Source organism: Yersinia sp. LJYL362 (genome assembly GCF_048323875.1).
The window spans coordinates 1-21,421 of the sequence record NZ_JBLWEX010000302.1; the positions used below are offsets into that span (position 1 = coordinate 1).

Consider the following 21,421-nt stretch of genomic DNA (forward strand, 5'->3'; position numbering starts at 1 on the left):
TCAGCACATCGTAGGTAAAAGTGGTTTTCTGGTTGGCATTACGGTGCAGCAGACGGCTGAGTTGCAGTGTCACATTCTCACTTTCCCCCCGATAGCTGTAGTCGCCATTCAGCCCTGCCACCGTCTGGTGATAGTCATAGCTGCTGGCGGTAATACCTGCGGTCCAGTAACCGAAAGGCAGCGAGTAATGGCCGGTTAGGTTATTGGTACCTTTATCGCCGCGATTTTTTATTGAACCGCCAGCCGAGACATAAAACAGGTCACTCAGGGATAAAGGGTTATCCAGAAACAGTGTCGCGCCACCTTGATAGCGGCCGGTGCTGCGGGTGCCGGAGTCATCCAATGAGGCTGCCAGCCGCCACATTTTGCTCTGCTGCCAGTTCAGGGCGATGTCGGTCTCACCGGGTGCGGAACCGGGGATCAATTCCATACTGGCTTGCACGGTGGGGACGCGCTGTAGGTTCTCCAGTCCTTGTTCGATATCACGTAAATCCAACAAGTTACCGGGGCGTGCGGGGAAAGCACTAAATAGTGTGACATGGTGGTCACTGTTTGGAGTCAGCGTCACCTGACGTATCTTGCCGGGTACCACTTGTAGTGCCAGAGTACCGCTGTTCAAATCCTGCTGCGGAGCCAGAACACGGGTAGTGACATAACCATGATCAATTAGCCGATTTTGTAATTGGCTCATCAGCAGGTTAATCCCCTTGGCCCCCAAACACTGGTTTTGCGCTTGATCGGCGAGTCGTTGCAATGGCAACCAGCGGGGCAATGGTTCAGTTCCACTAACCGTGACGCGTTCAATGACAAAACAGGGTTGCTCTGCCGGGAAAGTGATGCGACCAACGGATGCTGACGGCGCAGATAAGCGCACATCTGGTGTGGTTGGTGCCAGACGCTCTTCCAGTGCCCGTTGCCGTTCCTGCTGATGAATACTTTGCTGCGCGGGGGCTAATTCCGCGCTATTACTTGCAAATGGAATAGCTACCGTAGGCAACAATATGCCAGCTATTAATGTTAAATAGTGGGAACGCAGCACAGGGAATATCCTTATTTGCCCTGTTGGGGCAGATAAACGGCTGAATAAAATAATGCAGCGCATTATGCCCGTGAAGAAGTCATTTTCAATGCGTTTTTATAATATAAAAAATACCCAAGAATTAACCTATAAAACCCGTAGGAAATATCGTACAAACCGGAATTGATTATGATTAATATCTCGTTAAATGAGATTCTAATTACGGTTCATCGTTTGTGATGGAGAAACGGTAGTCTATTTGTTTAATAATAATCCTAATAAAGTGATTTAAATCATGAATTTCTTACATTGCAATGAACCGTATTCTACATTATTCGGTTGGCATTCCCCGGAGTGTCATGCCGCAGTGGGGTTATCAGTATTATGTTTATCGCCGTAAGAACGGGATTCGAACAGAGAGTAGGGGAAGGCAATCGCGTGCTGACTTAGGGATCGTGCGATAGCTGCATTGAATGAAAGATTAAAATGGCGATAGAGAATGCTGTGTTTGATTTATTATTGTCAATTTTTATAAAGTAATTTAAAAACAAACACTTATATTATTGCTTCGTTTTACCTAACTTTACATATATGTATATTAATTGACTGAATTTAAATTAATAAATACAAATCAGAGCGATAGGTTAAATATATTTGTTATATAACTTTACAATTACATTTTATTTAAAATAATAGTTAATTGTTAGATTGTTCCTACATTAATGTATGATTTTAAGGATTTTTAAATTTTTTTTATTAAGTCTTTTTATCTGGGATTAACTTGTTAATTGAATTTAAAACCCTGCAATAAATAAATAGTCAGACTAAAATTGTCCGATATCATCACCTTCCCAGAGTAAAATGTGGTATGTTTTTGATTTGTTAGTCCAATCGCCCGTTCATGTTGTGTTTACCAGATAAAAAAATCGAGTATAATCATTTCAATAGTTTTTATGGCTACATGACTTTTATGACTACATAAGATTATGTTCTTAAGGAGTACGGATAAATACAGTTTTCCTACATCTATTCGACCTTAATACTAAAACTATTATTCTTTTCCATCAGTAAGTTGAGTTGGAGCATAACTCATCGTTTGTTTTGATTATATTTATATTGATAACTCTTTGAGTAATTAAAGAGGTCGGATGTATTAACTCATAAAATATTATCAAGAAATGAAGAAAGCCTCATTCATGCATTAGCTATGTCTGGGGAATAAGTAAGTGTTGCATGCTGACACATTGGTAATAAGCCAATTAATGGTTTTATTTGCCTATGACTTTTATAACACCTAATTCCGAGTAATCGGATACACCAATTAAATAAGGAAATATCATGCATAAGAATTTATTAACTCTGGCTCCGGCTGCATTGTTGTTACTGGCTGCTACTGGTGGTGCTCAGGCGGCTTCTAACGCCCAGATGACTATCACTGCCAACGTGGTTGCTGCCACCTGTGACGTCAGCCTGTCTACCAATAATCTGGACCTGGGTAACTACACACGCAGCGAGTTTACTTCTGTCGCCACACCAATTGCCGCCAGCGTTAAGCCTTTCACTGTTGGCCTGAACAACTGTCAGGATCCATTGGTTGCTGGTGATACCGCCGGTCTGGTCGTAACCGGTCAGACACTGGGTGGTAACCCGAACATGTTTAACACCACCGGCACCAACACCGGCATCATGCTGAGCAAGGTCGCTACTCCAACTGCCTTTATCAGCAACAATGACAAACTGATCGTTGCAACCGCTGGTTCTACACCTGCGGCAGGCGATTTCAATACCAAGACTCTGAGCTTACAAGCGGGTCTGGCTTCAACTTCTGCAACAGCAGCAGATATTGGCGCTGTTAGCGCTCCTATCTTGTTCAGCTTCGCCTACAACTGATTTATCTCTGTTCGCAAGCGGGCATTATTGCCCGCTTTTTTTAGCCCACAGGAGCCGTAGAATGCCCCGTTTCTTCCCGCTTTTTTCCTTGATGCTGTCCTTATTTGCCTCGTCTTTCGCGGCACAGGCGGAAGGATTTGGTATCAACGCCACCCGGCTGATTTATCCTCAGGGTGCCCCCAGTATTAGTGTGACGGTTCGTAATACCCTGGCTGCAACACCTTATCTGGTGCAAACCGGCATAAGCCGTATGCAGCATAAATATGAACCGGCACCGTTTTCGGTTACACCACCGCTATTTCGTCTGGAAGCGGGCAGCACTAACCAAATTCGTATCGTGGCTCAAAACGTAAATGCGCCAAATAACCACGAGTCAGTATTCTTTTTTCATGCCAGCGCAATTCCTGCCAGCACCATGCCCGAGTCGGGTAATCAACGTGCAGGCGTCAGTGGAACAGTACAATTTGGCGTCGGCAATATTATCAAGTTGTTTTACCGCCCGTCAGGATTGCCATCGTCATCCGCCGCGGCACAGCGGGATTTGCAATTCTCCCGGGTGAAAGACGGTATTAAAGTGAGCAACAATTCACCGTATTTTGTCAGTTTTGCCAGCCTTAAAATAGGTGATCAGGCCGCCAAACTCGATAGCCCTGCGGCATTGATGATTGCGCCATTTAGTCATCATACCTACCCAAGTTCAGTCACCACCGGCAAGGTTCAGTGGCAGACGATCAATGACGAAGGGGGCATTAATGTCTTCAATCAGACTCTGCCGTAACCTCTCTTTATTGGCCATCGCCCTCGGGCTGCAAGGGCTATTGGCTGCCCCGGCATCGGCGGTGACGCTCAATTTCTCGGCGGTACTGAATCCGGGGACTTGCACCTTGAGCCTGAATAAAAGCGTCCTGTCACTGGGCCCGATTGCTCAAGCTCAACTTACCGCTAATGCGTTGGTGAGAGCCGAGCCTTTCACTCTGAATGTGCAAGCCTGTAGCGGCACTCATCCCAGTTTTACGCCAGCGGTGAATGTCAGTGGTGAAGGGATGGTTCAGAGCGGTAAGTGGCTGTTTCGTAGCAGTGATTCTGTCGCCAGTGGTATGGGCGTGATGTTGGTAAAAACTGAGACAACCCCTAATTACAATCAACTCGAAGTCAAGAATGGTGACGATATCCCACTGGCAGCCAAAGGGGTAAATCCAGTTAACCAGAGCATCACGTTTTATGCCGGTGTGACCTGCGGCAACGGTGCAGAGTGCAGCAATTTACAACCTGGTGAATTGAACGCCCGGGTGCTCTTTAATCTTGTTTATCGCTGAGGTCACTATGCTACCGGTTCGCGCCTCCTTGCCAGCCAGAATCAGCGTATTTTTGCTACTGCTGCTGGCAACTGAAAATACCATTGCAGCCAATGTGGGCGGTATCAGCCTGAGCCAGACGCGCATGGTGTTTTTGGCGACGGACAAAGCCCAGACGCTGACCGTCAAAAACAGTGATAACCAAACCTATCTTATTCAGAGTCGGGTGCAACGTAATCTTGATGACACGGCATCCGCTCCTTTTGTTATCACGCCGCCGCTTTTCCCATTGCGCGCTGATAACCGCCAGTTACTGCGTATTTTGCCGCAGGATACCGCGGGCCTGCCCACTGATCGCGAGTCGCTGTTTTACCTCTCGGTAGTGGGTATTCCGGCACAAACAGAACAGAACAGCGCCAGCAACCAGGTCTCTATGGGGCTGCGCTTTATGATTAAGCTGTTTTATCGCCCAACGGGTCTGGCTGTTTCTCAAGATGCCGCCGCTTGTGGCCTGGAGTTCAACGCGACAGCTCAAGGCGTGCGCGTGAACAATCCAACACCTTACTACCAGACGCTGGGGCAACTGGTGCTGAATCACACCACTATTGATTTGGATAACCAACCCTCAATGGTGGCCCCGATGAGCACTGCGACTTATTCAGTCTCCGCGCCCGTGACACAAGCTAAATGGCAAACCATCAATGATTTCGGTGGGTTATCGAGTCAATGTCAGCAGGCGGTGTCGTCAATCAAGGAAACATCATGAGTTTTGTCTTTCCCAAACACCTCATTGCTTTTGGGCTGTGTTTATTCACTCTTTTTTCTGGCTTTGCGGCAGCCCAAACGGCCCCCAATAAGCCGGGGATTTCGTTTTACGTGTTGCGGGTTATCTATCCCGAAACCGAGAAGAAAGGCGTCAGCCTGACGGCTTATAACAAAAGTGCCGCGCCGTATTTGATGCAGTCCTGGATACAACCCGTCGATCCGGTTACCGGTGATGTGAATATGACGAATACAGATCAGGGGGCGATGCCCTTTATCGTCACACCACCACTGGCACGGCTGGAAGCGAACAGTGAGCTGACATTGCGTATCCGGCGTAACGGTGAGCCGCTACCGACCGATCGCGAATCAGTATTTTTTATCTCGATGAAAGCCATCCCTGCACAGCAAGAGACTAACAAAGATGCGCAAGCCGGGCAGATGGCACTCACCGTGGTGAGCAATATGAAAGTCTTCTATCGGCCTGAAGGGCTGGCTAAACGCGCGGTGGCCGATGTGGCGTCACAACTGAGTTTTCGCCGCGAAGGCAATGTGCTGATTGCAGAAAATCCGACACCTTACTGGCTGACTTTTTCCCGGCTTCACGTCGGGGCGAGCGAAATGGATAAAGCCCAGCTTCGCTTGATGGTTCCGCCTAAAGGGCAGCGCCAGTACCGCTTGCCAGAAGGCGCTACCGGCAAGGTGAGCTGGCAGTTAATTGATGAAGATGGTTGGGATACGCCTTTCAAGCATCAAAATTTGTAGTCCTTTGATATGACCTCTGACTTTCGTAATGGCCTGACTTTGTAATGGATAGAAGAAAAATGAAAATCCGCCACGCTGAATTAACAATACTGCCCTCGTTGGTCGGCGTTGCTTTCCTGACAGCAACGACGCCTGCGAGCGCGCGGGATTACTTTGACCCTGGTTTGCTGGCGCTGACCGGCGGGCAATCTGCCACCACGGACTTGAGTGCTTTTGAAACCGCAGGCCAGATCCCTGCGGGAAGTTATCTGGTGACACTGTTTGTCAATCAGGTGGATTTAGGCCAGCACCAACTGATGTTTAAAGCCGATAAACAAGGGAAAGTGGCGCCGGAGTTAACCCCCGCATTTCTGCATGAAATGGGCGTGAACACGCAGGTGCTGCCCGCTTTTGTTGGGTTGCCGCCGGATGTTGCCATCGACAATATCAATGAGCTGATCCCCGAGGCACGCGTCCGGTTTGATTTTCCACAACAACGGCTGGAGCTCAGCTTTCCACAGATAGCGATGCAGGCTAATAGCCAAGGTGCAGTTGATCCCGCCTTATGGGATCAGGGCGTTCCGGCCCTGTTGCTTAATTACAGCGCCAACGGCGGGCGCAACTGGCAGGATGGCCAATACGACGGCGGGAATACAGTTCAAACCAACCTGTTTGCCAGCGTGCGCGGTGGGTTGAACTGGCAGGCATGGCGGCTGCGCAGTGATATGACTTACACCTACAACGAGAGTCGTGGTGGCAATATTGACAGCCAGAGCAACCAGCAGACCCAGTTTTCCAACACTTATCTGCAACGGGATATCGCCGCTCTGCGTTCAGAAATATTGGTGGGGGAAAGCAATACTGAAAATGACGTTTTCGACAGTATTCCGTTCCGCGGCGTCAAGCTTAATTCCAGTGACGATATGCTGCCGATTAGCCTGCGCGGCTTTGCGCCGGTCATCTCCGGTATTGCGCAAAGTAACGCCCGGGTGACTGTCAGCCAGAACGGCAATGTGGTGTATCAGACTTTTGTGGCACCGGGGCCTTTTCGTATCAATGACCTGTTCCAGACCGGGCAGGGCGGCGACCTGACGGTAACCATCACCGAAACTGATGGCACCGTTCGTACCCAAACACTGGCGCTGTCATCTCTGCCAGTGATGCGCCGCCCCGGTAGCCTCAAATATGAGCTCACCACCGGGCGTTACAACGGTGGGATCACCACCAGCTCGAAAGAATCCGACTTTGTGCTCGGCACCTTAATCTATGGCCTGCCTTACGACGTCACCTTATATGGCGGCGGGTTGGTAGCGCAGGACTATGCCTCTATGGTCGCCGGTAGCGGCGTGTCACTGGGGAGTTTCGGTGCGCTGTCGGCGGATATCACCACTTCAAGCACCACGTTGGCCGGTCAAGATAGCCGCCAACAAGGTAGCTCTTACCGGATTCGTTATGCCAAGAGTTTGCTGGAAACCGGCACCTCGATAGATCTGGCGGCTTATCGCTATTCCACCCGCCATTATTACAGTTTTTCCGATTTTAACAGTCAGGGCTATCAGCTTAGTGAAGGGCAGGTGCCGTGGGCGCTGGAGCGACAGCGCTCTAATTTCCAGGTGCAGCTTAATCAGCAACTGGGGTCATGGGGTTCAACCTATTTGTCATTACAACGCAATGATTTTTGGGGTAATGATAAAGTAATGAATACGGTATCGGCGGGCTATAACGGCAGCTACCGTGGCGTGAGTTATGGGATGGCTTACAGCATTAATCGGGTCAAAGGCGATGGCAACTGGCCGGAAGATCGCCAATTGGCGCTGAATATGCAAGTTCCGTTGAACCTGTTTAGCCAGGCTCAGTCGGCCAGCCGCAGTTATGCCCGTTACCAGATGACCCACAATAATCAGGGGCAGGTACAGCAACAGGCCGGTATCAGCGGCAGCGCGTTGGATGATCGTTTCTCTTATAGCGCGATGCAAGGCTGGTCCAATGGCAATGCTCCGAGCACCAGTACATTGAATGCCGGTTATCAGGGCAGCAAAGGCATGGCCAATATGGGTTACAGCTATGGTAGCCAGTCGCGCTCATTAAACATGGGCGGCAATGGTGCGGTAGTAGTCCATCCGGGCGGCGTGACACTCAGCCAGATGTTGGGCAGTTCGGCAGCGATTGTGAGTGCGCCGGGGGCCGGTGGCGTGAGTGTGATGAACGGCAACGTGCGTACTGACAGTCGCGGCTATGCGGTGGTGCCTTACTTGTCGAACTACCAAAACAACAGCATTAGTTTGAACCCGACCACCCTGCCGGACGATGTCGATATCACGCACTCCAGTTTGAATGTCTATCCAACCAAAGGGGCGGTGGTGATGGCGAATTTTGCCACCCGCGTCGGTTATCAGGCGCTGGTCACCTTGCAGCAAGGCCATCAGCCACTGCCTTTCGGGGCGTTGGTGACAGTTGATAACGCCAGCGATGGTGAAACTAATACCGGTATTGTTGGCGATAACGGGCAAGTGTATCTGAGCGGATTACCGGAAAAAGGCCAGCTGAAGGTGAAGTGGGGCAGCAGTGCCGAACAACAGTGCCGGGCGATATTTAATCTAAATAAAGTTGAAGCGCCATCAGCCAATAACCCAATACGCACAGTGACCGCTCGCTGTGAGGGAGCATAAATATGCGCCTGACATCATCAGTTACTGAAAACAGCACGGAATATGATCAAATGAATACAGCAATAATAAACGCCCAACGACCAAAGATTGGCGACTTATATCGAAAAGGGTATTTATACCTGCTAACGCTATTACTCGTTTTAATGGGCACAGCTCAGTCGGTTAGAGCAGAGACCATTACTATTGGTAAGGGCAGCGGTATTATTTGGGAAGGGCTGCCTTTTAATGAAACATTATCTGGGCCACTGAATAACCCGACATTGGTGCCAGCTTACGGTTTGTTAAGCATAAGCAATGTATTTGGGGGCTGTGCGAGGAGTGCCGCCATGATTACCAATATTGGTGGTTATAAGGCATTACAGATAGCGCCGGGCGTGGGATTAGTTCCTCGGGCGAGTGGGACCGTGAGTTTTGTACTATACGATGGAACGCCTGATAGTATCACCGGGACCATTGGTTTACCCGAGACTAAGGGTAAGGTAGCCAGCGGTATGACGGTGTACAGTCCGAGTGGATTAGAGTGGTGCTTACCGCCATCATTTTTCGGGAGCCATACCTTTTATAAGCCTGATGGTGAGCGAATCGCCCAACTTGCAGGGTCATGGGTATTAGTCGCAGACGGGACCCAAGTAAGCAGTGAGGCCATTATACCGGCAATGTATTTTGGTAGTTTTTCTAATGTTTCTTCTGGAGATAAGGGCGTCACTATTTTACCGCCAAGTATCACATTACGTATCTCTACATTGGAATGTACCGTCTCAACACCCACCATGATTAATTTTGGGAGCGTTGAGCGTTTGACGCAGGCGGGGGCCGAGTTAGCCACTTATTCTTCTGCCATAACCACGGCTTGTTCGCAAGCATCTGACCGAATCAATGCCAATATTAATCTGCAATTCAGAGCATTAACCAGTTTATACGAAAATCAACCGACCCGTTTGGCGCTGGCGCAAGGTGGCGGCTATATCACCGGTGAAATCAATAATGGCGTGACGGGCAGTGGCGTATGTACTGGCACCAGCGGGCTGCCTTTTGATAATTCAGTGGTCAAAATAGGCAATATTCTGGCGACTGAAGCGACCAAAGTTATCAATAATCAGGTGACCTGGCGTTTGTGCTCTGGTGGCACCAGTTTACCCATTGGCAATGTAACCGCATCGGCGGAAATGCTGGTGACATTTAATTAACTGCCCGCAATCCACTTATTACCGTAGATGATATTTAGCAACAGCTCAAATGGATATAAAACTCGCATTTGAGCTGTTCAACAGAGCCACTATTTTTTGCCATCAACACCACTCTTTGAGCTGTAATAATACATTGCTCGGTGTATTGCCATATTTAAAATTCAACAATTGAGCTAATGCATGTCTAATATAATAATATTCAGCAAATATGATCTAATTAGATATTTTTTTAATGAAATAATAACTGAGATTTTTAACAATCAAAGTAACAAGTCTGATGTTTCAATTGCCATCTGTTATTCATTGTCAGATTTTTATGAATCAATCTCGCAAGTAGATAATGCGCGAATAATTCTTGATGCTGACAACCTCAATAAATTAGATTTGCTTTATATTTTTAGTCTGATTAGTAATAAAGCTAAAAAGTCCAATATGTTCTTATTTATCAAAGAACAGAATGCCTTAAATTCTCTCGGCGAAATGAGAAAGATACCCACAGTTTTTTTATACAAAAATGCCCCATTAGAACTATTAAAACGAATTTTGGAAGATTTTGTATTGGATCGCCGGGTAAAGAAGCGTGACTTAAAAATCAGCAGTCAATTAAAAGGTGACTGCCCGTTAACACCAAGGGAAAAGGAAGTTATGCATCTTATTTTAACCGGGATATCTAATGCTGATATCGCGGAGTTATTGAGTATTAGTCATAAAACAGCCAGTGCCCACCGAATGAAAATTTACAGGAAATATAATGTAAATAACTTAATGGGGCTTTATATTCAATTTAAGCACGACGGCGTAAGATAAAAATAACTATCATTCAGTTATTCCCTAATTTGCTATTTTTTGTGAGTTTTTTACCTGTTCAGAACAGTGTGTGCCGGTAGAGCCATGTAAACACCCGATAAAATCGGGTGTTCGAGAGCCGCATTGATTATAGTTCGCGCTGGTTCATCATTAATGCCAGATCGACAAGGCGATTTGAGAATCCCCATTCGTTATCATACCAAGCGAGGATTTTGACCATATTTCCGCCGATAACCAGTGTCGATAATCCATCAATAATAGATGAACGCGGATCGCCCTGATAATCGCTCGAAACCAAGGGTTCGTCGCTATAACCCAGAATACCCTGCAACGGCCCGGAAGCTGCCGCCTGGCGGAATGCATCGTTGACTTGCTGCACAGTGACATCACGCTCAAGCGTTACTGTGAGATCGACAATCGACACCACCGGAACGGGCACCCGCAGCGAGTAGCCTGTCAGCCGGCCATCAAGTTCGGGGATCACTTTGCCTAACGCTTTGGCGGCACCACTGGAATAAGGCACAATCGAAAGCGCTGCCGCTCGTGCGCCGCGTAAGTCTTGTTCGGGCTGGTCGTGCAATACCTGACTGTTAGTATATGCGTGCGTGGTATTCATAAGACCGTGCTTGATACCAAAATGTTGGTGCAGCACTTGTGCGGCAGGAGCCAGACCGTTGGTCGTGCAGCTACCATTACTGACCACAAAGTGTTTTTGCGGGTCGTACAGCTGATGGTTTACGCCCATCACTACGGTTAAATCGTCATTTTTTCCCGGTGCGGAGATGATGACGCGTTTTGCCCCACCGCTGTGAATATGCACCGCTGCTTTTTCGCGTTCGGTGAAGAAACCCGTCGCCTCGATAATGATATCTACGTCCACATCCCGCCAAGGGATACGGGCCGGATCGCGTTCACTGAATACCACGATGGGTCGACCATCGACATTCAGTTGCCCATCGGCTGCATCTACTGAACATGCCAGCGTACCCAGTAGAGAGTCGTATTTCAGCAAATGAGCCAGCGTTTTGCTGTCTGTCAGATCGTTGATTGCCACAATCTGAATATCCGGATTGCCCAGTGCTGCGCGTAATACGTTGCGCCCGATTCTCCCGAAACCATTAATACCGACCTTGACCATGATGAACTCCTTATGTGTTGTCTTAGGAGTGACTTTAGGCCCAGAGCAGTTTGGCGTAAATGACAAAAAAGGATCACTTTACGCCATTTTGCGACAATGAAAGCGCTGGCGATATTCCCCCGGAGTCAGGTTCAGCTGTTTTTCAAACATGCGACGCAGATTGATACTGCTGCCGAAACCCGTTTGCGCGGCAATTTCGTCCAGCATATCAGTAGTTTGTTCCAGCCGTTGCCGTGCGGCAGCGAGGCGAGCTTCGGCAACATAGCGCGCCGGAGATGCGCCGGTTTCACGGGTAAAAACGCGAGTGAAATTGCGCGGACTCATTGCCACTTTTTCTGCCAGATTTTCAACGCAGAGGTCGGCGGTAATGTTTTCCAGGATCCACGACTGTAGATCGCTTATCGGGCCAGAACCGCTGTTTTTCCGCAGATCGTAGCGACTAAACTGTAATTGACCGCCGGGGCGGCGAAGATACATCACTAAATCCTGTGCGACATCGCGGGCAAGGCTAAAACCGTAATCTTCCTCAACCAGTGCCAGTGTCAGATCAAAACCGGAGCTGACGCCACCGGATGTCCAGATCGGCCCATCTTGAATATACAGCGGCCCACCTTCGACCTTCACCTCAGGAAATGCCGATTGCATGGTTTCCAGCAATTTCCAGTGGGTCGTTGCTCGTCTTCCATTAAGTAATCCGGCCCGCGCCAACAGCATCGCGCCGCCGCAAATGGAGGCAATACGGCTTGCATGCGGTGCGGCGAGGTGCAGCCAGTCGACAATGGCAGTGCCTTCCTGCTCATTTTGGCCGCGACCAGTAATGAGTATGGTGTCGAACGGCTCACGGGGATCCAGCTCATGAAGGCGATGATCGGCAAGCAAGTTTAACCCGGACTGGCCGTGGATCACCTGATGCGGCTGGGTTGTTGCAATGCCAACATGATAACGAGGGCGATCCAGGCCTTCCGTATGCAACTGGTTAGCCTGCATCAGAATGTCAGCAATACCGGCAGACTCGAACAGCATGCCGCCGTCAGGAACAATAATGAGAATTTTATTCATGTCCTGAAAAGTATACTTTCAGCAAAATAAGTCAACAGGAGGGATAAGAATTTTCAGGAGAAAGGCAGGAGTAAGAAGTGATGATAGTGTCCTCGATTGGAATCGAAATTCAATTTATCCTTTTGTATTTAAAGTAAATTATTGACACCATCAAATTATTTCTCTGGCACTACTTAGTACAATTCAAACGTTGAACTGAAATATTTTTATTAAATTTAAATAGTATTGATTGCATTAAAATTGGCTGTCATTCGTTCTCATATCCGATGATAAAAAAAGAGTGCTTTTAAAAAGCACTCTAAAAATAAACAAGTAATACAATTTTAGTGGCACATATCGACATCCACACTTATGGATTTATATATGAGCAATTAATACATCACTACTGAATTGCATGCTCCCTCCATTAATGAGAATGTCAGACTTCTTTCCGAGATTATAAGAACAGTTACTAAAAATGATGAGATCAAAATTTGGCTGTATTTCTAGGATGCTTTCAAGATACTTATTACTGTATGTGTAGATAATAGATGTCGGATAGTCTACGTTCTTTGTTATATTATTGTAAAATAGACGAGCCTCAGCAAATAGTATATTTTTGTATTCTTCAAAAATAGAGCGTTCACATAATAAAAATAATTCTGGTTCATAGATTTCTATGACAATAGAGATATGTGAATGATATGGAGTGGCAATGGATATTGCCAGTTCAAGTAAATCACTTGAACCTCTACAGAAATCTGAAATCAGTAATATATTATTGTATGGCATTACTTTTCGTCCATTTTAGAATGGAACATCAAATGAAAGTATCCCTTTCCTTAAAATTGATAATTTAAGGCAACAGCAACCATGTTATCTGTTGCAATATGTGCATCTCTTGTGAAGTTGTTGTTGTTAAGTAAATTGATTTGGTAATCAGCGTAGGCATACATATTGCTGTTAAAGTAATAAAAAACACCAATATTAATATCTTTATAAATATCTTGATCGCCGTATCCATCTATTTTCGTGCCACGGGACTGCTGATAACCAAGTGATGGCCTAAACCCACTATCGAACCCATATTGAATAACAGCTTCAATATTTTGTGATTTATCAGCAAAACCATAGGCGGCACTATCAACGTTACCGAAGCGTGTTGCATTATATGCTTGTGTGTATATTATTGCGGCATAATATGAATTATCATCATATTTTAATCCAACACTGTAAGCTTCAGCATTGCCGCCACGCCCGATAATATCCTTATTGTTTGCCCCATTTTGTTCATCCGTTCTTTTAACATTAAAGAATGCGCCCGATATACTGACGCCAGCTCCAATATCATAAGCAATAGACATACCATAACCATCGCCATTTTGAGCCAATACATCGCGACCGTTATTTGTTTCACTTGGCCCGCCATTGCTGTTTATATACTGGAGGGAAAATTTGAGATCGTCATTTACGCCAAAGAAGTCATTGTTCCGATAAGTTAACAGACCATTCGCTCTTTGAAACATAAAGTTATCAGCGCCGTAGGTGTTACCGCCAAATTCTGGCATAACGTCGGTCCAGGCCGCAACATCATAGAGTACGCCATAATTTCGGCCATAGTCGATAGAGCCATAATCTTGTAGTTTTAACCCAGCGAAGCCTACTCGAGTAAAGTTTTTGTTATCTTCACTTTCAGGCCGATTAAGATTAGCTTGATACTCCCATTGTCCATACCCAATTAATTGAGTATTGATCTGTGTTTCCCCTTTAAAACCAAAGCGTAGATAAGACTGATCACCATCAATTCCATTGTCACCCGAGAACCAATGCATTGCATCGAATCTTCCGTACAAATCCAATTTGTTACCATCAGAATTATAAATTTCGGCAGCATTTACCGAAGGAAAGTAGGTCGACGTTACGATTAAACCTAAGATCACCACTGCATTAATCTTCATTTTGACTCCTAATCTACAAAGATTGATTTTGGTTTGCGCCTCTGTACTGAACGGAAAGTCTCTATCCTTAAGGCCATTTTTATGCGCATCAATGATTAGCGCGCTATTAATCTACATTGGTTATAAATAGCACGCTAATGATCTTGATCAATGTTTGCCATCATTAAACTCGTAATATTTATATACATAAGATAACTCGGTAGTTATTTGGCTTAGCGGCGCTAGTTTTATAGGTGTGTTATTTAATGAAAAGAAAAGAATTTACCATCGTTGTTTGTGTACTGTTTTTTTTCATTGTAGTAGTGGCAATGGCATTACTATTTAGGGCATATAGCAGTGAAATATGGTTACAAGGGGAAGTTGATGCACCAGAAGTGGTTATTTCTTCCAAGGCTAAAGGGAGAGTTATAGAGCGTTTTGTCGAGCGAGGTGATGATGTTGTTAAAGGTCAAAATTTAATCTCTCTGGAGAGCCCAGAATTATTCGCACAACTGAAAAAATATGAAGCATTAAGAGATCAGGCAAAATCAAATTTAGCCATGTCGCAAAACGGCACACGTGAAGAAAAGATTCGTTATGCGAAAGCTCAATTGTTAGAAGCAACGCAGAACTTTAAAAATTCCGCACAGACATACCAAAGATTCAGCAAACTTCTGCAGAAAAACTATGTTTCTCAGGATGAATTAGATGAATCATTTCGTAGTCAAGAATCTGACAGGCAGAAGCTAAAATCGGCCCAGTCACTTTTAGATGAAGCATTGAATGGTGACCGAATTGAGCAGCGCGAAGCTTTTGAGGCGACATTACGCGCTTCAGAGCAAGAATTAAATGAAGCCTCTATAATAGTCAACGATTTACTTGTTACATCACCTATCAATGGTGAAGTGGGTACTATGCCTGCTGAGAAAGGCGATTTATTGAATGCACTTTCCCCTCTTTTAGTTTTAATTAATCTCGACCAATCCTATTTTGTTTTTGATATCCGTGAGGATATTCTCTCGGGTATTCATAAAGGTGATAATGTTACACTACGCATCCCGGCATTAAATAATAAATTAGTCCCTGCTACAATAAGATATATCGCTCCACTTGGTGACTTTTCAACGAAAAGAGCAACACGCGCAACCGGTGACTTTGATTTGAAAACTTTTGAGATCAGGTTATATCCATTAGATCCAGTAGAAGGGCTACGCCCTGGTATGAGCGCATTATGGTCATGGAAGTTATAAAATATAATATTGGAGTCTGTTTTCAGTTAGTTATTAAAGAACTAAAAAACTCCTTTAAAAAGCCGATATATCATTGGCTATGCTGGATATTTCCATTACTTTTATTTGCATTGATCAATGCAAGTTTCTCTAAAGGAACACTGTTGGATATACCTGTTGCCGCTGTAGATAATGACCATAGTCATTTATCTAAAAAGATTATGCGACAACTTAATGCTGCTTCTCATGCGCAGATAATTTCATATGGTGATGACCTGGAAAATGCCAAACGTGCTCTTGAACATGGGGATGTTTACGCCGTACTTTATATCCCACTTAAATTCGAGAAAAATGTACTTTCAGGTAACAGTCCAAATGTTGTTTTCTTATACAACGCGCTATTCTATGCTTCAGGTAGTTACTCATCTCAGGATTTCTCAGGATTAGTTGCGGAGATTAATAATACTTATCGTCCAATACTAAATGCACATAATGAACAGCCAGCAATAAAGTTATCTAAACTTCATCTTGTCTATAGCAGCCTTTTTAATCCTAGTGGTAGTTTCGTATACTATCAACAATTTGCAGCCACTATACATCTTATACAATTATTTGTTGTTACAACAACTATTTATATTCTTGGGCACACAAGGAAAACTAATTCGCTGGTTGGTTTCAACACTATGATACTGTGTAAAATAATCCCCTATACAGTTATTTTTACTCTATTATTAGTTTTAGAACTAGCGATTCTTATTACACTCTCTGATGCGAAAATTAATGGGAATCCACTCTATATATTGTGCGTAGGGTTCTGTTATATTCTTGCGGCCCAGAGCTTGGGATTAATACTTTACACTTTCACGCCCTCGACTAACATGGCATTTACACTGATTGGCTTGCTGGTCAGTATTGCATTGAGTTTCTCTGGCCTGGCTATGCCGGAATTTTCTCTCAGTAGTCCAGGAAAATTGGTCTCAGAGCTAGAACCCTTAACTCATGCACTTAAAACAATGTTCGATATTTTTTTACGTCATGTATCCGCAACGGCCATTATGAAGTCATGCGGGATACTCCTTATTTATCCCATTGTGACCTTTATTCTTATTCGCCGTCGACTCTATTTTAGAATCAAACTGAATCTTGTGGGGGCATAATGATTGAATATTGGAAGACATTCTGCCATGTCTTGATACATTTGATAAAAAAGCCGTTATGGCTGCTGGTATTGATATCGCTTTCTATGATGAGTTTAGTTTATGGAAATCATGTATGGAAATTACCTGTTGCACTGGTGGATTTAGATCATTCAAATATGAGCCGCTCACTAGCCCGAAAGCTCAATTCAATGTCAAGACTTGAGATAATTCACTATTCAGTTGAAATGGATACTCGAAAAGATCTTGCAAACAAAAAAATATTTGCTGTCATTATTATTCCAAAGGATACGGAAAAAAATATTCTGAAAGGTGAGGATATATCTATTCAGGCATCCGGTGATGCGACTAATCGATTACCGAATGGGCTTATACAGAAGGATATATTATCAGTATATGAGGATACTATTTTTGAATACAATAAATCCTTGGCAATGAAGAGTAATTGGAGCAGTAAAGATTTTGATTCATTTTTCCAACCAATTAATCCGACGCTTATTGATCTCTATAATGCAGGTGTTAGTTTTTCTGCCATTATTTTCCCAGGACTGGTTTCGATGATCCTTCAGCAATCTCTTCTTGTTGCCTGCGTAACTATTACTTTAGGATTAAAAAGGGAGGATGGGGACTTAATGTTATTTCGGGAGTTTTTGGGCGGTGTTAGTGCTACATTTCCGATCTGGATTATTTTATCTTTCGTCGTATATATTATTTTACCGAATGTTCTTGGTTACCGACAAACTGCAAGTATCACGGAAGTTTTAGTCATAACTATTCCGTTTATTTTTTCTGTAATAGGGTTAAGTCGTATTATAACTGAGTGTTTATTGCATTCTGGATTAATATATCTAACATTACCTTTTATAACTCTTCCTGTGTTTTTTATCTCTGGTACTATTTGGCCACTTCAGGCAATGCCAGTCGCTGTACGTTTTATAGCATATTTACTTCCATCAACATGGGCAACCAAAGCGATGGTGGGTATTAATCAAATGTCTCTGCCACTAAATGATGTAGCAAAGGAAATTCTATTTATGTTTATTCTTGGCAGTATATATCTGACTATTGGTGAGGTTATATATCGGAAAAGAAATCAATTACGCTTACGATTTATGCAGAGGCGCATTTAATGAGTAATTACGGTATGGGTAATTATATCATTGATGACATCTGTTTTTATAAAACTGTTAAATACTATTCAAGGAGTATTTCATGAAAAAATCTATGTTTTTATTACTATTAATGACTTACGCAACTTACTCAATTTCTGCTGTGGAAGTTAGTAAAACTCAAGCCCATAGTTTACATGAAATGGGGCATATATCGGTACATGGAGATCCTACAGTTCTTTCTCCCGAAGCGGCAAAAAATGCGCTTAACAAAAAAGCAGATAAACTTGGAGCTGGATATTATTATATCGTTGCAATGGGAACTGCTGGTGATTCCAGCGAGTATAATGCCGATGCGATAATTTATAATTAATGTTTTTTCAGTTCTTAACATTTTATCCCGTAAGCTCTATTTAGTGGTTTACGGGAATCTGTATCGGTGCATATGTCCACTAATTCTATCCACAGGAGGGATGAAACGAGGTTTTAACTTGGAGCGAGCAACGATAGCGTCTAGGCATGTTAAACCTATTGGTTGATTGAAGTCGTAAAACAATACCATAATCAAAATGAGCTCTGGAGAACCTGGTTGAGATGTACTGAGAAGATGGCTAGCTAAATTGTCTTTGTTTTTATTAGACTTTAAGTGATTTGAATCTGAATGGCACGCTGTGAGAAGTGCTAATGGTGTCCCCGACTGGAATCGAACCAGTAACTAGCCCTTAGGAGGGGCTTGTTATATCCGTTTAACTACGGGGACCTGTTCATCGACAGGGTTACTGCCGATGAAGTGTACTGCCGGAGTATTATACGCATTTTGACCCAGATAATAAGCAGTTAGCTGTCTGTTTGGTTACTCTGTCACCAACTGGTGGTGAATAATGAGTATTTGTTGGCAAAAAACATCAGACATAGCCGCAAAATACGAGCTGCTACGGGTGTGGGGGCGGTGAATCACTGTCCACTTTTTCGCTTTTTTTAGGTTGATGGGCCATATCACTACGAATCTGTGCATGACTTATTAGGGCAAAAATAAAGGTGCCGCCAATAATGTTACCTGCCAGCGTCGGGATCGCGAACGGGTAAATAAATTGCTGCCAGGGTATTGAGCCGTTAAATACTAAATAGAAGATTTCTACTGAGCCGACGACAATATGGGTCAAATCGCACAAAGCAACTAAATAAGTCATCAGGAAAATTACCCATATCTTGGCCCCACCTGCCGAGGGCATCATCCATACCATAGTGGCAATAATCCAACCGGAAAATATGCCTTTAGCAAACATTTCTCCCGCAGAACTCTCCATCACCCCTTGGGCAATAGTGACAAACGCCGCGCGTGTTGCATTATCAAATACTGGCATATGAATAAAGGAATAGGCGGCAATTCCCGTGCCGATCAGGTTGCCCAATAGCACCAGCCCCCAGAGGCGAAATAATAGAATGAAGTTTTGGCGGCTCGGTTTTTGCATTATTGGCAATACGGGTGTGACGGTATTTTCGGTAAAGAGCTGTTGGCGGGCCATAATGACAATAATAAAACCAAAGGTATAACCGATATTTTCCAGGAGAAAACTGGCCGGAGTTTCAGGCAATTTTGCATGAAAAATACCTTTGGCAATCAGGGATGCTCCCATTGAAAGCCCCGCCGCAACCGCTGACCATAATAGTGCAAAGCTGTCGCGCTCTAACTCTTTCTCTCCGTCGACACGGATAATCTCATGAATGGCTGCCGCTTTGGAGGGGAGCTTCTTTTCATTGACTTCAATTTCTTGCTTTTCATGCGGCTCATCACTTTCCACGGTTAATTCGCCCTTATCTTGAGACCGTTTTTCATTACTCATAAGGGATTCCTGATTAGTAGAGGAAAAAGGCAATAGCCAAGCCATAAGCATAGTTGCAAATTTTTATTCGCGACTTTTTGGTCATGCAGATGGAAGTAAAAGGTCAGTTGGTTTTCATGTTGTTGGTTTTTTCTACAGAATATTGATCTTAACCCGAATATTACCTCTATAAGGGTAGGGATAGCGTTGGGCCCATACTACGTAAGGATTAAGCCTTTATGTTATCATTCGGTTTTACTGAACTGACAATCCTACGGTGGAAGACAATCCTTCATGCTGGAAGCTAAAAATCTGACCTGCATCCGAGATGAAAGAAGCTTATTTCAACAGCTCAGTTTTTGTGTGGCTGCGGGGGAGATTGTGCAGATCGAGGGGCAAAACGGAGCCGGCAAAACCAGCCTGTTGCGCATTCTGGCGGGCCTTGCCGATGCCGACGAAGGGCAGGTGAATTGGTTGGGTGAGAATATCCGTCGCGACCGCGCACGTTATCACCAGGATTTACTCTTTTTAGGTCATCAGCCAGGGATCAAATCTGTACTCACCCCTTTTGAGAATTTGGCCTTTTATCAATCGGTATTTCAATCAGTTGATAGCGCTGCTATTTGGCAGGCATTATCTCAAGTCGGGCTGGTGGGGTATGAAGATTTGCCGGTATCGCAGTTATCTGCGGGTCAGCAACGGCGGGTGGCTTTAGCTCGTTTGTGGTTAAGTCAGGCACCGTTATGGATTTTGGATGAGCCCCTGACCGCCATTGATAAACAGGGGGTTAGCACCTTGTTGGCTCTGTTTGTGGAACATGCCGCCAAAGGAGGCATGGTGCTGCTCACCACTCATCAGGAGTTGGATGGTGTCGGGCAGCAGGTACGTAAAATTCGTTTAACCAACACGCAGGAGAATTAATGTTTATTAGCGTGTTGCGCCGTGAATTAAAAATTGCCTTCAGAAAAGGTGCAGAAATCGTTAATCCGCTCTGGTTTTTTCTGATTGTGATTACCTTGTTTCCGCTGGGTATCGGCCCAGAGCCGCAATTACTGGCGCGCATTGCACCTGGCATAGTTTGGGTTGCAGCCTTGCTGGCATCACTATTATCACTAGAGCGACTTTTCCGTGATGATTTTCACGATGGCTCTCTTGAGCAATTGTTGTTGTTACCCAGCCCGCTGACACTCACGGTGTTAGGTAAAGTGTGTGCTCACTGGGTGGTTACCGGGCTACCTTTACTTATTTTATCGCCGCTGGTGGCTTTATTGCTTTCCCTGGACAGTAACACCGCGATTGCGATGGCGCTGACACTGCTATTGGGGACGCCGACGTTAAGTTTTATCGGGGCTATCGGTGTGGCACTAACAGTGGGATTACGTAAGGGCGGAGTTTTACTGAGCTTATTGGTGCTGCCGCTGTATATCCCGGTGCTGATATTTGCTACTGCGGCCATTGACGCTGCTTCAATGTCGCTACCCATCGATGGTTATCTGGCGATTTTGGGCGCGATGTTGGCGGGAAGCGCGACACTGGCACCTTTTGCTACCGCCGCTGCATTGAGAGTGAGTGTGCACTAGCTGTTTAGGGCGGGTATGAGTAATAAAAGCCTTATAGG

20 protein-coding genes and 1 tRNA gene are annotated in these 21,421 nt (G+C 44.9%); 14 read left to right on the forward strand and 7 right to left on the reverse strand.

Going from position 1 to position 21,421, the window contains the following annotated elements:
* Positions 1-1,039, reverse strand: a 1,039-nt coding sequence (locus ACNSO8_RS22495; protein WP_418395981.1) for a ShlB/FhaC/HecB family hemolysin secretion/activation protein, incomplete at its 3' end; no start/stop codon positions are given.
* A gap of 1,317 nt (positions 1,040-2,356) precedes the next feature.
* On the opposite strand from ACNSO8_RS22495, the gene ACNSO8_RS22500 reads away from it, so the two are divergent.
* From ACNSO8_RS22500 to ACNSO8_RS22535, 8 genes are all read left to right on the forward strand, one after another.
* Positions 2,357-2,908, forward strand: coding sequence for a fimbrial protein (locus ACNSO8_RS22500; protein ID WP_019081938.1), 552 nt, complete (start codon positions 2,357-2,359; stop codon positions 2,906-2,908).
* A gap of 61 nt (positions 2,909-2,969) precedes the next feature.
* On the forward strand, positions 2,970-3,686 hold the full coding sequence (locus tag ACNSO8_RS22505) for a molecular chaperone (RefSeq protein ID WP_019083599.1): 717 nt from the start codon (positions 2,970-2,972) through the stop codon (positions 3,684-3,686).
* The gene (locus ACNSO8_RS22510) at positions 3,661-4,224 is read left to right on the forward strand and encodes a fimbrial protein (RefSeq protein ID WP_019083598.1); all 564 of its coding nucleotides are present in this window, start codon (positions 3,661-3,663) and stop codon (positions 4,222-4,224) included. The genes ACNSO8_RS22505 and ACNSO8_RS22510 overlap by 26 nt, the downstream gene beginning before the upstream one ends.
* A gap of 7 nt (positions 4,225-4,231) precedes the next feature.
* The gene (locus tag ACNSO8_RS22515) at positions 4,232-4,969 is read left to right on the forward strand and encodes a molecular chaperone (RefSeq protein ID WP_050160779.1); all 738 of its coding nucleotides are present in this window, start codon (positions 4,232-4,234) and stop codon (positions 4,967-4,969) included.
* Positions 4,966-5,730, forward strand: coding sequence for a molecular chaperone (locus ACNSO8_RS22520; protein ID WP_046050539.1), 765 nt, complete (start codon positions 4,966-4,968; stop codon positions 5,728-5,730). Before ACNSO8_RS22515 ends, ACNSO8_RS22520 begins: the two co-directional genes overlap by 4 nt.
* Before the next feature lie 59 nt (positions 5,731-5,789).
* On the forward strand, positions 5,790-8,378 hold the full coding sequence (locus ACNSO8_RS22525) for a fimbria/pilus outer membrane usher protein (RefSeq protein WP_418395982.1): 2,589 nt from the start codon (positions 5,790-5,792) through the stop codon (positions 8,376-8,378).
* 2 nt (positions 8,379-8,380) lie between these two features.
* Positions 8,381-9,565, forward strand: a complete 1,185-nt coding sequence (locus ACNSO8_RS22530) for a hypothetical protein (RefSeq protein ID WP_229694754.1) — start codon at positions 8,381-8,383, stop codon at positions 9,563-9,565.
* Between the two features lie 180 nt (positions 9,566-9,745).
* On the forward strand, positions 9,746-10,372 hold the full coding sequence (locus ACNSO8_RS22535; protein ID WP_418395983.1) for a response regulator transcription factor: 627 nt from the start codon (positions 9,746-9,748) through the stop codon (positions 10,370-10,372).
* A gap of 127 nt (positions 10,373-10,499) precedes the next feature.
* On the opposite strand, the gene gap is transcribed toward ACNSO8_RS22535, so the two are convergent.
* The 4 genes from gap to ompC form a co-directional block, all read right to left on the reverse strand.
* A complete protein-coding gene (gap, locus tag ACNSO8_RS22540) occupies positions 10,500-11,510 on the reverse strand; it encodes a type I glyceraldehyde-3-phosphate dehydrogenase (protein ID WP_019081946.1) in 1,011 nt (336 codons plus the stop codon).
* A 78-nt stretch (positions 11,511-11,588) separates the two neighbouring features.
* Positions 11,589-12,569, reverse strand: coding sequence for a GlxA family transcriptional regulator (locus tag ACNSO8_RS22545; RefSeq protein WP_418395984.1), 981 nt, complete (start codon positions 12,567-12,569; stop codon positions 11,589-11,591).
* 357 nt (positions 12,570-12,926) lie between these two features.
* On the reverse strand, positions 12,927-13,340 hold the full coding sequence (locus tag ACNSO8_RS22550; protein WP_019081948.1) for a hypothetical protein: 414 nt from the start codon (positions 13,338-13,340) through the stop codon (positions 12,927-12,929).
* A 50-nt stretch (positions 13,341-13,390) separates the two neighbouring features.
* Positions 13,391-14,506 (reverse strand): porin OmpC, encoded by a 1,116-nt coding sequence (gene ompC / locus ACNSO8_RS22555; RefSeq protein ID WP_418395985.1) that lies wholly within the window; start codon positions 14,504-14,506, stop codon positions 13,391-13,393.
* 245 nt (positions 14,507-14,751) lie between these two features.
* Between ompC and ACNSO8_RS22560 the strand changes: the two genes are divergently transcribed.
* The 4 genes from ACNSO8_RS22560 (at position 14,752) to ACNSO8_RS22575 (ending at position 18,353) form a co-directional block, all read left to right on the forward strand.
* Complete coding sequence (locus tag ACNSO8_RS22560; protein ID WP_019083590.1) at positions 14,752-15,735, forward strand: HlyD family secretion protein; 984 nt, start codon at positions 14,752-14,754, stop codon at positions 15,733-15,735.
* The gene (locus ACNSO8_RS22565; RefSeq protein ID WP_418395986.1) at positions 15,717-16,871 is read left to right on the forward strand and encodes an ABC transporter permease; all 1,155 of its coding nucleotides are present in this window, start codon (positions 15,717-15,719) and stop codon (positions 16,869-16,871) included. The genes ACNSO8_RS22560 and ACNSO8_RS22565 overlap by 19 nt, the downstream gene beginning before the upstream one ends.
* Positions 16,871-18,001 (forward strand): ABC transporter permease, encoded by a 1,131-nt coding sequence (locus tag ACNSO8_RS22570; protein ID WP_057630192.1) that lies wholly within the window; start codon positions 16,871-16,873, stop codon positions 17,999-18,001. Before ACNSO8_RS22565 ends, ACNSO8_RS22570 begins: the two co-directional genes overlap by 1 nt.
* 82 nt (positions 18,002-18,083) lie before the next feature.
* The gene (locus ACNSO8_RS22575) at positions 18,084-18,353 is read left to right on the forward strand and encodes a DUF1471 domain-containing protein (RefSeq protein ID WP_019081952.1); all 270 of its coding nucleotides are present in this window, start codon (positions 18,084-18,086) and stop codon (positions 18,351-18,353) included.
* A gap of 312 nt (positions 18,354-18,665) precedes the next feature.
* Here ACNSO8_RS22575 and ACNSO8_RS22580 read toward each other — a convergent pair.
* A tRNA-Arg gene (locus ACNSO8_RS22580) sits at positions 18,666-18,740 on the reverse strand.
* Between the two features lie 172 nt (positions 18,741-18,912).
* Complete coding sequence (locus ACNSO8_RS22585; protein ID WP_050160800.1) at positions 18,913-19,824, reverse strand: formate/nitrite transporter family protein; 912 nt, start codon at positions 19,822-19,824, stop codon at positions 18,913-18,915.
* Positions 19,825-20,097: 273 nt separating this feature from the next.
* On the opposite strand from ACNSO8_RS22585, the gene ccmA reads away from it, so the two are divergent.
* Positions 20,098-20,724 (forward strand): cytochrome c biogenesis heme-transporting ATPase CcmA, encoded by a 627-nt coding sequence (ccmA, locus tag ACNSO8_RS22590; protein WP_019081954.1) that lies wholly within the window; start codon positions 20,098-20,100, stop codon positions 20,722-20,724.
* Positions 20,724-21,383: a heme exporter protein CcmB gene (ccmB, locus tag ACNSO8_RS22595; RefSeq protein ID WP_011815897.1), complete on the forward strand. Its 660-nt coding sequence runs from the start codon at positions 20,724-20,726 to the stop codon at positions 21,381-21,383. The genes ccmA and ccmB overlap by 1 nt, the downstream gene beginning before the upstream one ends.
* Positions 21,384-21,421: the final 38 nt, after the last annotated feature.